The organism is Streptomyces sp. JLYT201, assembly GCF_059448825.1.
Map to the genome: position 1 here is coordinate 6,111,208 of NZ_CM182551.1, position 12,280 is coordinate 6,123,487.

At 74.7% G+C, this 12,280-nt stretch carries 12 protein-coding genes and 1 tRNA gene; 6 read left to right on the forward strand and 7 right to left on the reverse strand.

Annotated features, from left to right (window positions below; all coding sequences use genetic code 11):
• Positions 1-12: 12 nt before the first annotated feature.
• The 6 genes from AC5WAM_RS25630 (at position 13) to AC5WAM_RS25655 (ending at position 5,032) form a co-directional block, all read left to right on the forward strand.
• The gene (locus AC5WAM_RS25630) at positions 13-1,218 is read left to right on the forward strand and encodes an SPFH domain-containing protein (protein WP_366794681.1); all 1,206 of its coding nucleotides are present in this window, start codon (positions 13-15) and stop codon (positions 1,216-1,218) included.
• Positions 1,219-1,579: 361 nt separating this feature from the next.
• Positions 1,580-2,179 (forward strand): lytic polysaccharide monooxygenase auxiliary activity family 9 protein, encoded by a 600-nt coding sequence (locus tag AC5WAM_RS25635; protein WP_366794680.1) that lies wholly within the window; start codon positions 1,580-1,582, stop codon positions 2,177-2,179.
• Between the two features lie 91 nt (positions 2,180-2,270).
• Positions 2,271-2,822, forward strand: coding sequence for a DUF3592 domain-containing protein (locus tag AC5WAM_RS25640; protein WP_309248601.1), 552 nt, complete (start codon positions 2,271-2,273; stop codon positions 2,820-2,822).
• A 22-nt stretch (positions 2,823-2,844) separates the two neighbouring features.
• Positions 2,845-4,095, forward strand: coding sequence for a sensor histidine kinase (locus tag AC5WAM_RS25645; protein WP_495518926.1), 1,251 nt, complete (start codon positions 2,845-2,847; stop codon positions 4,093-4,095).
• The gene (locus tag AC5WAM_RS25650) at positions 4,062-4,727 is read left to right on the forward strand and encodes a response regulator (protein WP_366794678.1); all 666 of its coding nucleotides are present in this window, start codon (positions 4,062-4,064) and stop codon (positions 4,725-4,727) included. The genes AC5WAM_RS25645 and AC5WAM_RS25650 overlap by 34 nt, the downstream gene beginning before the upstream one ends.
• A 14-nt stretch (positions 4,728-4,741) precedes the next feature.
• Positions 4,742-5,032: a hypothetical protein gene (locus tag AC5WAM_RS25655; RefSeq protein WP_138959895.1), complete on the forward strand. Its 291-nt coding sequence runs from the start codon at positions 4,742-4,744 to the stop codon at positions 5,030-5,032.
• Here the strand turns inward: AC5WAM_RS25655 and AC5WAM_RS25660 are convergent.
• From AC5WAM_RS25660 to AC5WAM_RS25690, 7 genes are all read right to left on the reverse strand, one after another.
• A complete protein-coding gene (locus AC5WAM_RS25660; RefSeq protein WP_495518927.1) occupies positions 4,972-7,188 on the reverse strand; it encodes an MMPL family transporter in 2,217 nt (738 codons plus the stop codon). The two genes, AC5WAM_RS25655 and AC5WAM_RS25660, sit on opposite strands and share 61 nt — an antisense overlap.
• Before the next feature lie 169 nt (positions 7,189-7,357).
• On the reverse strand, positions 7,358-8,053 hold the full coding sequence (locus AC5WAM_RS25665; protein ID WP_366792749.1) for a response regulator: 696 nt from the start codon (positions 8,051-8,053) through the stop codon (positions 7,358-7,360).
• Entirely contained in the window at positions 7,986-9,260 is a 1,275-nt protein-coding gene (locus AC5WAM_RS25670; RefSeq protein WP_495518928.1) for a sensor histidine kinase, read from the reverse strand. The genes AC5WAM_RS25665 and AC5WAM_RS25670 overlap by 68 nt, the downstream gene beginning before the upstream one ends.
• Before the next feature lie 109 nt (positions 9,261-9,369).
• Complete coding sequence (locus AC5WAM_RS25675; protein WP_495518929.1) at positions 9,370-10,200, reverse strand: endo alpha-1,4 polygalactosaminidase; 831 nt, start codon at positions 10,198-10,200, stop codon at positions 9,370-9,372.
• Between the two features lie 110 nt (positions 10,201-10,310).
• Positions 10,311-11,066: a thioesterase II family protein gene (locus AC5WAM_RS25680; RefSeq protein WP_495518930.1), complete on the reverse strand. Its 756-nt coding sequence runs from the start codon at positions 11,064-11,066 to the stop codon at positions 10,311-10,313.
• Between the two features lie 108 nt (positions 11,067-11,174).
• Positions 11,175-11,248 (reverse strand) — tRNA-Lys (locus AC5WAM_RS25685).
• Positions 11,249-11,334: 86 nt separating this feature from the next.
• The gene (locus tag AC5WAM_RS25690; RefSeq protein ID WP_495518931.1) at positions 11,335-12,093 is read right to left on the reverse strand and encodes an IclR family transcriptional regulator; all 759 of its coding nucleotides are present in this window, start codon (positions 12,091-12,093) and stop codon (positions 11,335-11,337) included.
• Between the last annotated feature and the right edge of the window lie 187 nt (positions 12,094-12,280).

Genomic DNA, 12,280 nt, shown 5'->3' on the forward strand with positions numbered 1-12,280 from the left:
ACGGAGGCAGAGATGAGCACGACGACAGAGCGGTCCCCGGAGTCGGACGAAGGCCGGGGGCGCGGCGGCGCGGCGGGGGCCGCGGGCCGCCCGTCCCGCCTCATCCACAGCGAGGCCACCACGGAGATCCCCGTCCACCTGCTGTTCCGCGACGATCCGCGGGATCCGGTGGGGGTGGCACTGCCCTCCGCCGTGGTGCGCGGCGGCGCGGCGCGCCCCCGCGTGGAGCCCGCGGCCCGGGCGGAGGCGGCGGCCCGGGCGGAGGCGGCGCGGCCGTCCGTGCAGCTCCCGCCGCCGGTGCCCGGGGCCGACCCGGAGCTCGCCGAGCGGCGCGCCCGGGTGCTGCCCGGCGCGGCCGGGGTGCTCGCCGGTGGCGTGGGGGCGGCCGGATGCGTGCTCGCGCTGTGGTGGGCCGGGGTGCTGCCCCGGGTCCTGCCCGGGGCGCCGGGCCGGGCGGGGGCGCAGGGGATCGGGGCCGCGCAGTGGGCGGTGCTCGCCGGGGCCGGGGCGCTCGCCCTGTTCGGGTTCGGCGGGCTCGCGCGCGGCCGGGTCGGCGGGGCGTGGGTCCTGACCCTGTTCGGCCGGTACCGGGGCAGCGTGCGGCGGACCGGCCTGCTGTGGGTGAACCCGCTGCTGCTGCGCCGCCGTGTGGACGTGCGCCTTCGGCACTGGCGCAGCGAGCCGATGGCCGCCGTGGACCGCTCCGGGGTGGCGCTGCGGGTGGTGGTCCTCGTGGTGTGGCGGGTCAGGGACACCGCGCGGGCCGCGCTCGCCGTCGCGGACCACCAGGAGTACCTGCGCGAGTGCGTGGAGGCGACCGCCGCGCGCGTCCTGTCGCGGCTGCCCGCCGACGCCTTCCACGACGGGGCGCGGGGCGCGGCCGACGGCGGTCCGACGCTGCGCGACGCGGAGGCCGTGGGGGAGGCCCTGACCCGGGCCCTCGCCGCGCAGGCGGAGCCGGTGGGGATCGAGGTCTTCTCCGTACAGCCGACGCGGATCGAGTACGCGCCGGAGGTGGCCGAGGCGATGCACCGGCGCCGGATCGCCGCGCTCGACGCGCGGCACCGCGACAGCGTGCTGACGTCGGTGGTGGACTCCGTCGAGGACACGGTGACGCGTCTGACCGCGCGCGGCCTGGTCGAGCTCGACGACTACGAGCGCAAGGCGCTGGTGAAGGATCTGACGGTGGCGTTCTACACGGGGCACGGCGAACGCTGATCGGCGACAGCACCGTCGGCGTACTTGCCGAAGTGTGCCGGAACCCGCTGGTGGCACGGCAGTTGACGGGTGATCGCAGCCCGTCGGCGGCGCGGGCGTGGACGCAGGCGGGGGCGGCCCCGTCCGTGAACTTGTGGAGGAATCGCGGGGACGCTGCGACCGGATCACCTCCACGGTTGGTATGGACATGTTCAACTAACCGCAATAATCTGAGACTTGGTCTAGACCGCACATCCCCGTAGGTCCAGACCATGCGACTCGCACCCCGCGTGGCACCGGACCATCCGTCACACGGCAGCTCAGCACGACCGTCAGCGCGCACGGCTCACAGAACTACCCCCACGTTGTTCAGGAGCGCAGCATGCGAAAGAAGATGTCCGCCGCCATGCTCGGGATGGCGACGGTCGGAGCGTTCGTGCTCTCGACCGGCGGCGCCAGCAGCCATGGCTACACCGACCTGCCCGCAAGCCGTCAGATCAACTGCGCCAAGGGCGTGGTGACGGGCTGCGGTTCAATACAGTACGAACCGCAGAGCGTCGAGGGCCCCAAGGGCTTCCCGGCGGGCGGCCCCGCCGACGGAAAGCTCTGTTCCGCCGGACTCGCCGGCTTCAGCTCGCTCAACAAGGCGACGCAGCCGAACGGCAACGCGTGGCCCACGACGAAGGTGTCCGGCGGCCAGAGCTACAGCTTCCGCTGGCAGTTCACCGCGCGCCACCGCACCACGGACTTCCGGTACTACATCACCAAGCAGGGCTGGAACGAGAGCCAGCCCCTGACCAGGGCGGCGCTCGACACCCAGCCGTTCCTCACCGTCCCCTACAACAGCCAGCAGCCGCCCGCGACCCTGTCGCACAGCGGCACGATCCCGGGCGGCCGCAGCGGCCACCACGTGATCCTCGCCGTCTGGACGATCGCGGACACGGGCAACGCGTTCTACGCCTGCTCCGACGTGAACTTCTGAGACCGCGAGCACCTGGTTCAGAGGTTCTCCTGAGGATCTCCGCCACCCCCCACGGGTAGGTTCTGCGCACGCCGTACGTGACCACGACGGCGTGCGCGGGACTTATCGGGGGATCCTCATGGGCCTGTTCTTCTCACTGATACCGCTGGTCATGGCGGGCGGAGCCATCGCCATGGCGGTGGCGATCGCCAGGCGCTCGGCCCAGGTGCGGCGCGCCTGGGGCAGCGGCCTGACCGCCGAGGCGCGCTGTCTGCGCACCTACACCACGACCTCCGGGCACCGCGACCACGTGTCCACGACCCTCCACCACGTCTACGAGTTCGTCACTCGCGACGGCCGCACGGTCCGCTTCGAGGAGGAGAACGGCCCGGCGACGGTCGTCCAAGGCGACATCGTGACCGTGTACTACACCCCGGACCGGCCCGAGCGGGCGACCGCCCACGCACCGCGCCCGGTCGCGAACACGGTGGCCACGGTCGCCACGCTCTGCTTCCTCGGCCTGTTCGCCGTCTTCTGCCTCTCCTTCGCCACCGGCGCGCACGCCTTCTCCGAGGACTTCGGCTGGGGGCCCGGCGTGAGCGTCGACGACGACCCGGCCGCCGACGTGCCGTGGGAGTCCGACCCGGAGATCGAAGTGCCCTGAGGCGCCCGGCTAGCGTGACCGCGTGAAGCACACGTTGCGGGGCGCGGCCTACGTGCTGTCGGGGGCCGCGCTGGGAGCGCCCCTCCTCGTCGCCCTGGTCACCGGCCTCGCCCTCGGCCTGGCCGCCAGCCTCGCCGTGGTGGGCATCCCCCTGCTCGCGCTCCTCGCGCTCGCGGGCGTGCCCGTGGCGGCCCTGGAGCGCCGCCGCGCCCGGCTCGTGCGGCCGGGACCCCTTGCCAGCCCGCACCGCGTCCCCGAGGCTCCGGGCCTCGCGGCCTGGCTGCGGCTGCGGGTGCGGGAGCAGGCGACCTGGCGGGAGTTGGCGTACGCCGTCCTGATGGCGTGCGTGCTGTGGCCCCTCGACCTGGCCGTCGCCGCCTGCACGCTGGGGCTGCCCCTCGCCCTGGCCGCCGCGCCCGCCCACCTCGCGCTCGCGGGCGGCCCCGGGGGCGGCGGCGTCCGGCCCGCGAAGCTGTGGTTCGTCGCGTCCTACCCGGCGGCCTGCGGCACCGCCCTGCTCGGCCTGGCGCTGCTCGCCGCCCTGGCGTACCCGCTCGGCGCGTACGCCACCGCCCGCGCCGCCGTCGCCCGGCTCCTGCTCGCCCCGCGCGAGGCCGAGACCGAGGCGCGGCTCGCCGAGGTCACCCGGTCCAGGGCCCGGCTCGTCGCCGCCTTCGAGGCCGAGCGCCGCCGGGTGGAGCGGGACCTGCACGACGGGGCGCAGCAGCGGCTCGTCGCCCTGAGCATGGGCCTCGGCCTCGCCCGCCTCGACGCCGAGCCGGGCAGCCCGCTGGCGGTCCGGCTCGCCGCGGCCCACCAGGAGGCCGACCGGGCCCTGGCCGAACTGCGCGAGCTGATCCGGGGCATCCATCCGCGCGTCCTCGCGGACTACGGCCTAGCGGCCGCCGTGGAGGACGCCGCCGACCGCTCGCCCGTGCCCGTCGACACCGACGCGGACCTGCCCCGGCTGCCCGAACCCGTGGAGTCCGCCGCGTACTTCGCGGTCCGCGAGGCCCTCGCCAACGTCGCCCGGCACAGCGGCGCCGCACGGGCCGAGGTGCACGCCCGGCACACGGGCGGCGCCCTGCGGCTGCGGGTGCGCGACGACGGGCGCGGCGGCGCCGACCCCGCGCGGGGCACCGGCCTGACCGGCCTCGCCGACCGCATCGCCGTCCTCGATGGCACACTGACCGTCACCAGTCCGCCCGGCGGGCCGACCGTCCTGTCCCTGGAGATACCGTGCGACCCGATGCCGCCCGCGCCCGCCGCGTAGTCCTCGCCGAGGACAGCGTGCTGCTGCGCGAGGGCCTCGTCGGGGTACTCACCCGCTTCGGGCACGAGGTGGCCGCCGCGGTCGGCGACGCGGACGCGCTGCGCCGGGCCGTCGCCGAGCACGGCCCTGACGTCGTCGTCACCGACGTGCGGATGCCGCCCGGCTTCCAGGACGAGGGGCTGCGCGCCGCGCTCGCCCTGCGCGCCGAGCGGCCTGACCTGCCGGTCCTCGTGCTCAGCCAGTACGTGCAGCGGTCGTACGCCGCCGAGTTGCTGGACACCGGCGACGGCGGCGGCGTCGGCTATCTGCTCAAGGACCGGGTCGGCCAGGTCGAGCAGTTCGTGGACGCCTTCACCCGGGTCGCCGACGGCGGCACGGTCGTGGACCCCGAAGTCGTACGGCAGTTGCTGCGGCGCAGGCGCGACCCGCTGGAGCGGCTCACGCCGCGCGAGCGCGAGGTGCTCGCGCTGGTCGCGGAGGGCCGGTCCAACGCCGCGATCGCCGCCGAACTCGTCGTCACCGAGGCCGCCGTGGGCAAACACATCGGCAACATCCTCGGCAAGCTCGACCTGCCCGTCACCGACGGCACGCACCGGCGCGTGCTCGCCGTCCTCGCGTACCTCAGGTCCTGACTACGATCCCGGGCATGAGCATGTCGGAGCAAGAGCCCGCGGAGCGTGGGGCCCGCACCCCGCGCCAGGCACGGCGACTGCGCGTCGCCGCCGCCACCGCGGGGATGGCGGTGGCGGCGGTGCTGCTCGCTGTGCGCCTGCTGGACAGAGCGTCCGTTCTGGTCGTAGGTGTGTACGGGCTGCTGCTCATCCTGTGCGGAGTCGTCGTCGAACTGAGCCGCCGCGGCCGCACCAGGCTCGGCAGCTACCTCCTCGGCTGCGGGCTCGCCGTCGCCGTCGTCATGGACGTCATCGTGCTCTCCTGAGGAGCGGGCGCGGCCGCCTCGTGCTCGGTCCTGACCTCGGCCGGGGCCTCCTTGAGCCCGTACCGCTGGTGCAGCCGCCGCAGGAACGGCGGGGCCCACCACGCCCGGTCGCCGAGCAGCGTCATCGCGGCGGGCACGAGGAGCATCCGTACGATCGTGGCGTCGATCAGGACCGCGAGCGTCAGGCCCAGGCCGATCTGCAGGATCGGTGAGAAGCCGCCCGTCATGAAGCCGCCGAAGACGATGGCGAGCAGCAGCGCGGCACAGGTCACCACGCGGCCCGAGCGGCGCAGCCCCTCGACGACCGCCTCGTGCGCGTCCCCGGTCGCCTCCCAGGACTCCCGCATCCGCGACAGGATGAACAGCTCGTAGTCCATGGCGAGCCCGAACGCGATCGCGATGATCAGCGGCGGCGCGGTCAGGCTGAGCGCGCCGAGCCCCTCGCCGCCGAGCAGCGAGGCCCCGTGCCCGTCCTGGAACACCCAGGTCACCACGCCGAGCGCGGCCCCCAGGCTCAGGAGCGTGGTCAGCAGCGTCCGCAGCGGGCTGAGCAGCGAGCCGGTGAAGGCGAAGAGCAGCGCGAACAGCCCCCCGAGCACGGTGAGCACGGCCCAGGGCGCCCGGTCGGCGAGCATCGCCCGGAAGTCCACGAGCCGGGCCGCGGTGCCGGTCACCCGGGCCGGCTCGCCGTCGCGCAGGTCGCGCACCCGCTCGACCAGGGCGGTGGCGTCCGGCCCGTCCGCCGAGCCGGTCGGGGTGAGCCGCACCAGCGTCGAACCGCCTGGCAGGCGCTCGCTGGCCGACCGGGTGACGCCGGGCAGAGCGCGGATCTCCCGTGCGTAGGCGGGGTCGGCGCCGGGCCGGATCATGACGTCGACGGTGTTCACGTCGGTGCCCGCGGGGAAGTGCTCGTGCACGGCGTCGTAGAGCTGTCGGGCCTCGGTGTCGTGCGGCAGCTGGCGGGCGTCGCCGATCTCGATGCGCAGGCCGAGGACGGGCATCGCGAGCACGGCGAGCCCGGCGACCACGGTGACCAGGACGGCGTAGGGACGCCGGGCCGAGAAGCGGGCGAGCCGGGCGAAGAGCGCGCCGGGCTCCGCCGGCCGCTTCCGCAGCCGGGCCTTCGCGCGCTTGGGCGTCAGCTTGCCGCCGAACAGGGCGAGCAGCGCGGGCAGCAGCGTCAGGGCCGCCAGCATGTCGACCACGACGACCGCGCCCGCCGCGAGGCCCATGCTCCGCAGGAACGGGCTGGGGAACCACACCAGGCCCGACAGGCACACGGCCACCGTCAGACCGGAGAACAGCACGGTCCGTCCGGCGTGCGCGACCGTCGCGTGCACGGCGCGTACGACATCCGGCTCACGCCCCCGTTCCTCGCGGAACCGCACCACCATGAGGAGCGCGTAGTCCACCGCGAGGCCGAGGCCCAGCATCGACACCACCTGCACCGCGTACACGGAGATGTCCGTGACCTGGCTGAACGCGAACAGCGTCAGGAACGCCCCGGCCACCCCGCTCACCGCCACGAGCAGCGGCAGCCCGGCCGCCCGCAGCCCGCCGAAGATCAGCAGCAGGGCGAGCAGCACCGCGGGCAGGGTGATCAACTCGGCGCGCGCCACGTCCTCCTGGGCCCGCCCGCCCATCTGGTCGCCGAGCAGCGGGTCGCCGCTGACCGCCACGTCGACGCGGTCGTCGGCCGCCCCGGCGATCTCCCGCAGCCGGTCGGCGGCGTCGTTCACCGCGTGGATCTCCTCGCGGTCGGAGAGGTCGCCCTCCAGCGTGACGGGGATCAGGAGCACCTTCCCGTCCTCGGCGACGAGGCCCTTGGCGGTGTACGGGTCGAGGACGCGGTCGACGCCCGGCAGGCCGCGCAGGTCGGCGAGCGCGTCGGCCACCGCGGTCCGCACCTCCGGGGCGCGCACCGAGCCGTCCGCGCCGCCCGTGACGGACGCCGTGAAGGACTCCCCGCCCGGCGTGAGCGGCCCGAGCACCTCGCTCGTGACCGCGGACTCGCTGCCGGGCACGTCCTCCACGGACGAGTTGAGGTCGCCGAAGACCCGCGTACCGAAGCCGAATCCGACGGCGAGCAGCAGAAACCACACCAACAGCACCAAGACCGGATGCCGGGTGGCCGTCCGGGACAGCTTGGCGAGCATGACCGCTCCTAACTGGCCCCAGGGGCCGGGGCGAAGACTGTTCTCGGCCATACCTTCGCCCGGCGCCGGCATCCGCCGGATCGCCGTGGGGAGCGGTCTTCGGGGACGCGGTCCCTGGGTCGCGCGGGGGAGGGCGCGGGCCGCGCTCCCTCCGGCGGGGGAGGACCGCTCAGGGGCCCTGGTCCCCGGGCACCACGAGCCCGTGCTCGTACGCGCAGATCACCGCCTGGACGCGGTCCCGCAGCGCCAGCTTCGACAGGACGTTGCTGACGTGGGTCTTCACGGTGTGCTCGCTGACCACGAACTCCGCCGCTATCTCCGCGTTCGACAGGCCGCGGGCGAGCAGCCGCAGCGTCTCCTCCTCGCGGGCGGTGAGCACCCCGAGGTGATGGGAGGGGCCCGCGGCGGACGAGGGGGACGGCGCCGCCGCCTCGCCGGGGCGGCCGCGGCGCACGAAGTCCGCGACCAGACGGCGGGTCACGGACGGGGCGAGCAGCGAGTCCCCGGCGGCGACGACGCGCACCGCGTGCACCAGGTCGTCCCTGCGCACGTCCTTGAGCAGGAACCCGCTCGCGCCCGCGTACAGGGCGTCGTACACGTACTCGTCGATGTCGAAGGTCGTCAGCATCACCACCCGGCAGCCGGACTCCGCGCACACCACGCGGGCGGCCTCGATGCCGTCGACGCCGGGCATGCGGACGTCCAGGAGCAGCACGTCCGGCGCCAGGCGGCGCACGGCGTCGATGGCCTCGGCGCCGTCGCCCGCCTCGGCCACCACCTCGATGCCGGGCTGCGCGTCAAGGATCATCGCGAAGCCGCTGCGCACCAGCTCCTGGTCGTCGGCCACCACCACGCGGATGCTCATGCGCCAAGGATGCCGTGGGCAGCCGCGCCGCGACACGGAATCCGCCTCCTGCGGCGGGTCCCACGTCGACCCGGCCGCCACAGGCGGCGGCGCGCTCGCGGATGCCGACCAGGCCGTAGCCCCCGCCGGTGCCCCGCGCGGCCCCCGTGCCGTCGTCCGTCACCGTCAGCGCCAATTCCTCGGGTGACCAGGCGACTTCCACGGTCACCAGGCTCGCTCCCGCGTGTTTCAGCACGTTGGTCAGGGCCTCCTGGGCCAGGCGGTAGGCGGCCACGTCGACGTCGGCGGCCAGCGGGCGCGTCTCGCCGGACTCCTTCAACCGCACGGTGACACCGGCCTGTTCGACGCGGGCCAGCAGCGCGGGCAGCGCCGCGAGGGCGGGCTGGGGCCCCCGGCCGCCGTCCGGGGAGCCGTCGCCGTCCGCCTCCCGCAGCACCCCGAGTATCCGGCGCAGCTGCTCCATCGCGTCCCGCCCGGCCGCGCCGATCGCCTCGAACGCCCGCTCCGCGCGCCCCGGATCGGCCCGCACCACCACCGGACCCGCCTCGGCCTGCACCACCATGACGCTCACGGCGTGCGCCACCACGTCGTGCATGTCCCGGGCGATCCGGGCCCGTTCACGGGCGACGGCCCGCGCGGTCTCGCCGGCCCGCTCCCGCTCCAGGCGCAGCGCCCGGTCCTCCAGGGCCGCGGTGTAGGCGCGCTGCACCCGGGCCAGCACGCCGAAGCCGTACGCGCTGACGAAGCTCAGCAGGTGGAAGGCGTACTCGAAGGGCTCGGCCCGCTCCCGGAACGTCATCGTGGCCGTCGCGCCGATCAGCCAGGTGGCGAGCACGACGCGCCGCTGCACGGGCTTGCCGACGACGGCGAGGGTGTAGAGGGCGACCAGGCCGCCGTAGGCGACGTCCGGCGGCGGGGCCCGGTAGACGGCCATCGCGGGCGTGAACACGCTCACCAGATAGACGCTGAGCATCGGCGCGCGCCGCCGCCACGCCAGCGGCACCGCGGTGCCCGCGCCCAGCAGGAAGCCGATCGGCGAGAGCCGGTCGTCGCCCTCGTGGGGGAAGAGGAACTGCAGGGACGTGGCGAACAGGACGAGGGCGGCGAGCGCCCCGTCCGTGAGGTACGGGTGGAACGAGTGGAACGAATGGAACGGGTGGTGACGGCGGCGTGCCGGTCCAGGTCTCGGCACGGACGTTCGCTGCATGCGGCGGCTCCCTCGCGCGGGGGTTGCCAGTTCAGCACGGGCGGCGGGCCGCGTCCTCGCCGGTGCGGGGGATATCCGGCGCCCCGGCGCGCGGCCCGCGCGGGGGAGGTCAGCAGCGCCGGTACACGTACGCGTCCGCTCCGGCGGGGCTCACGTCGCGGTCGCGCAGGACGATGGAGAGCTTGTCGCCCCAGCGGCGGCACGCGGCCTCGAAGCCCTTCTTCTCGTACTCGACGTCGAAGACCTTCCGCCCGTACACCGCCGCGTAGTCGCCGCACTCGCCGTACTGGCCGCACTCCTCGGCGACGGCGAAGTCGAAGCCGAGCCGCGCGTCCAGGAACTCGGTGGTGTTCTTCTGCGCGATGGCCAGGCCCCGCTCGTGGGCCCTGCGCACCAGGAGCCGCGCGAAGGCCCGGCCGTCGGCGGCCTTGAGACGGCCGTGGGAGCGCGCGTAGGAGTCGAGGTTGTCGGGCTCCACGGCGTCGAACCCGGCGCGGGCGCAGCCGTCGATCCACGGGCCGACGACGGTGAGCAGGGCCTTGCGCTTGGCGGCGGTGGAGATGTCGAGGAGCGGCTCCTTCCAGTCCTCGTCGATCACGAGCTCGCCGTCGGAGTCGCGCAGCAGCAGGCCGGGGTGGTTCTCGCGCCACCACGCGGCGGTCCTGCCGCCGGGCTGGGCCTGGAAGGCGTTGACGTAGCAGATGTTGTAGCGGCCGGGGACGGGCTTCGCCGCGCGGTCGCGGGAGACGGCCCGGACGCCGTCGGGCGGCGGGTAGGCGCCGCCGAGCTGGTAGTCGAAGGGGGCACCGGCGCGGGGTGCCTGCGGCGCGTGGTCGGAGGGGCGGGGGGACGGGTCGCCGTCGCCGCTGGAGCAGCTCGTGAGAAGCGCCGACACGAGAGCGAGGCCCCCGAGGACCCGGGCCGGGCGACTGAGCGACATGTGATCCTCCTCGAGGAGTAGGGGAGCGCCCCAAAGGGGCGCGGGGAACTGCGCGACAAGCCACGATGGTCCCGCAGACGGCTGACGGCCCAGCGGCTCCGGCCAAGCGCTCAGCGAACGCGCTCGATCAGGGCGAAGGGCGGCTCGTCGGCCAGGTAGAAGTGCCCGCCGGGCAGCGTGAACCGCTCGTAGGCGGCCCGGGTGGTCTCCCGCCAGGCCTCGGCCTGCTCGACGCGCACCCGGGGGTCGGCGTCACCGAGCAGAACGGTGACGGGGCAGTCGAGCGGGGCGGCGTCCACCGGGGCCGTGTACCCCGCGACCATGCGGAAGTCCGCGCTCACATAGGGCATGACCAGGTCGAGGAAGAGCGGGTTGTCGAGCAGCTCCGCCTCGGTGCCGCCGAGCTGGCGCAGGATGTCGAGGACCTTCGCGTCGTCGAGGGCCGCGGCCTCCTCGGGCGAGCCCTGCGCGGTGTGCGGGGCCCGGGACGCCGAGGCGAAGAGGTGCTCGGGGCGGGCACCCTCGGCCTGCCAGATCCGCGCGACCTCGTACGCCACGGTGGCGCCCATGCTGTGCCCGAAGAAGACCGTGGGCCGTCCGTCGGGGAGCGGCCGCAGCTCCCGCGCGAGGTCGCGGGCCAGCTGCCGCAGATCGGTGGCGGGCGGCTCGGCGATGCGCTCGCCGCGCGCCGGGTAGCAGACCGCGTGCACCTCGAAGTCGGGCAGGGCCTTGCCCCAGGAGCGGAAGAAGTGCGGCGAGCCGCCCGCGTGCGGGAAGCACACGAGGCGCCGGGCCGCGAAGGGCCGCGGTTCCACGACGGTCGTCCACACCATGTTGTCCCCCCACCACCGGTACCTGGTCGACATCCGATGATCGCACGCGGGGCCGACACGCACGGAAACACGAAGAGGGCCCCTCCGGAAACCGGAGGGGCCCTCTTGGAGCCAGCATCGGGCGGGTGACCCGATCGCTAGTGCGCCGCCAGGGACTCGAACCCCGGACCCGCTGATTAAGAGTCAGCTGCTCTAACCAACTGAGCTAGCGGCGCCTGCTGACGAAGAAAATATTACCTGGTCCGCGGGGGTGCTCATGACCACCGGCCGCGCACCGCCGCCGGAGCCCCGGCCGGGCGGCTCAGATCGCCAGGGAGAGCAGCACCGGGGCCGCCTTGCGGTTCAGCGTCTCCGCGGCCTCCCGCAGCCGGTGCGCGCGCTCGACCGGCAGGGACAGGGCGAGACAGCCGACGGCCTCGCCCGCCGTGACGGGGACGGCGGCGCAGACCGTGCCGACCGCGTACTCCTGGATGTCGAGGACGGGGACCGTGGGGGCCTGGGCGGCGAGCCTCGTCAGCAGCACCCGCTCGTTCGTGATCGTCCGGGAGGTGAGCCGGGGCATCTTGTGGCGGGCCAGGTGGTCCCGGCGCGCGGCCACGTCCAGCTGGCCGAGCAGGCTCTTGCCGACCGCGCACGCGTGGCCCGCGACCCGGAAGTCCACCCACTCGTTGACCTTCGGCGTCCGGGGGCCGTCCGCGACGTCCATGACCCGGATCTCGCCGTCCACGTACCGGCTCACGTAGACCGCGGCGCCGATCGAGTCGCGCAGGCCGACGAGCGTGCTCTGGAGCTTCTCGCGCAGGGCGCGGCTGCGCTCGTGGGCGGAGCCGAGCCGGGTGAGGGAGGCGCCCGTCACATACGCCCCGTCCGCGAGCTGCTCCACGTACCCCTCGCGGAGCAGCATGCGCAGGAGCGGGGCGAGCCGGGCCGGGGGCAGGGCGGTGTGCCGGGCCAGTTCGCCGTCGGTGACGCCGGCGCCGCGGCGCGCGACGAGTTCGAGCACGCGCAGGGCGTGCTGCACCGACCGGTGCGCCGTCGTCGGCTCGTGCTGGAGCGTCACGGCTTCCCCCTCGACCCCTCGTGGCCCCGGTGGCCTGGTGATCCCTGGACACTGCGGTTTCCGGACAGCTGGACCCTGTCCACCATAACCGCCAAATCGCCTGCTGACAGGGGGCGTTGGAGGTTTCTACGGCGTTCCCGGCGCACCCCGGCGGGGCGCGCCGGGAAAATCCCGACGTGGGCGCCGC

Excerpts from the sequence above, each read along its gene's own strand:
- AC5WAM_RS25655 (WP_138959895.1), top strand. The coding sequence starts at position 4,742 with ATGAGCATGTCGGAGCAAGAGCCCGCGGAGCGTGGGGCCCGCACCCCG.
- AC5WAM_RS25680 (WP_495518930.1), bottom strand. The coding sequence starts at position 11,066 with ATGTCGACCAGGTACCGGTGGTGGGGGGACAACATGGTGTGGACGACC.
- AC5WAM_RS25670 (WP_495518928.1), bottom strand. The coding sequence starts at position 9,260 with ATGCAGCGAACGTCCGTGCCGAGACCTGGACCGGCACGCCGCCGTCAC.
- AC5WAM_RS25675 (WP_495518929.1), bottom strand. The coding sequence starts at position 10,200 with ATGTCGCTCAGTCGCCCGGCCCGGGTCCTCGGGGGCCTCGCTCTCGTG.
- AC5WAM_RS25660 (WP_495518927.1), bottom strand. The coding sequence starts at position 7,188 with ATGCTCGCCAAGCTGTCCCGGACGGCCACCCGGCATCCGGTCTTGGTG.
- AC5WAM_RS25630 (WP_366794681.1), top strand. The coding sequence starts at position 13 with ATGAGCACGACGACAGAGCGGTCCCCGGAGTCGGACGAAGGCCGGGGG.
- AC5WAM_RS25635 (WP_366794680.1), top strand. The coding sequence starts at position 1,580 with ATGCGAAAGAAGATGTCCGCCGCCATGCTCGGGATGGCGACGGTCGGA.
- AC5WAM_RS25665 (WP_366792749.1), bottom strand. The coding sequence starts at position 8,053 with ATGAGCATCCGCGTGGTGGTGGCCGACGACCAGGAGCTGGTGCGCAGC.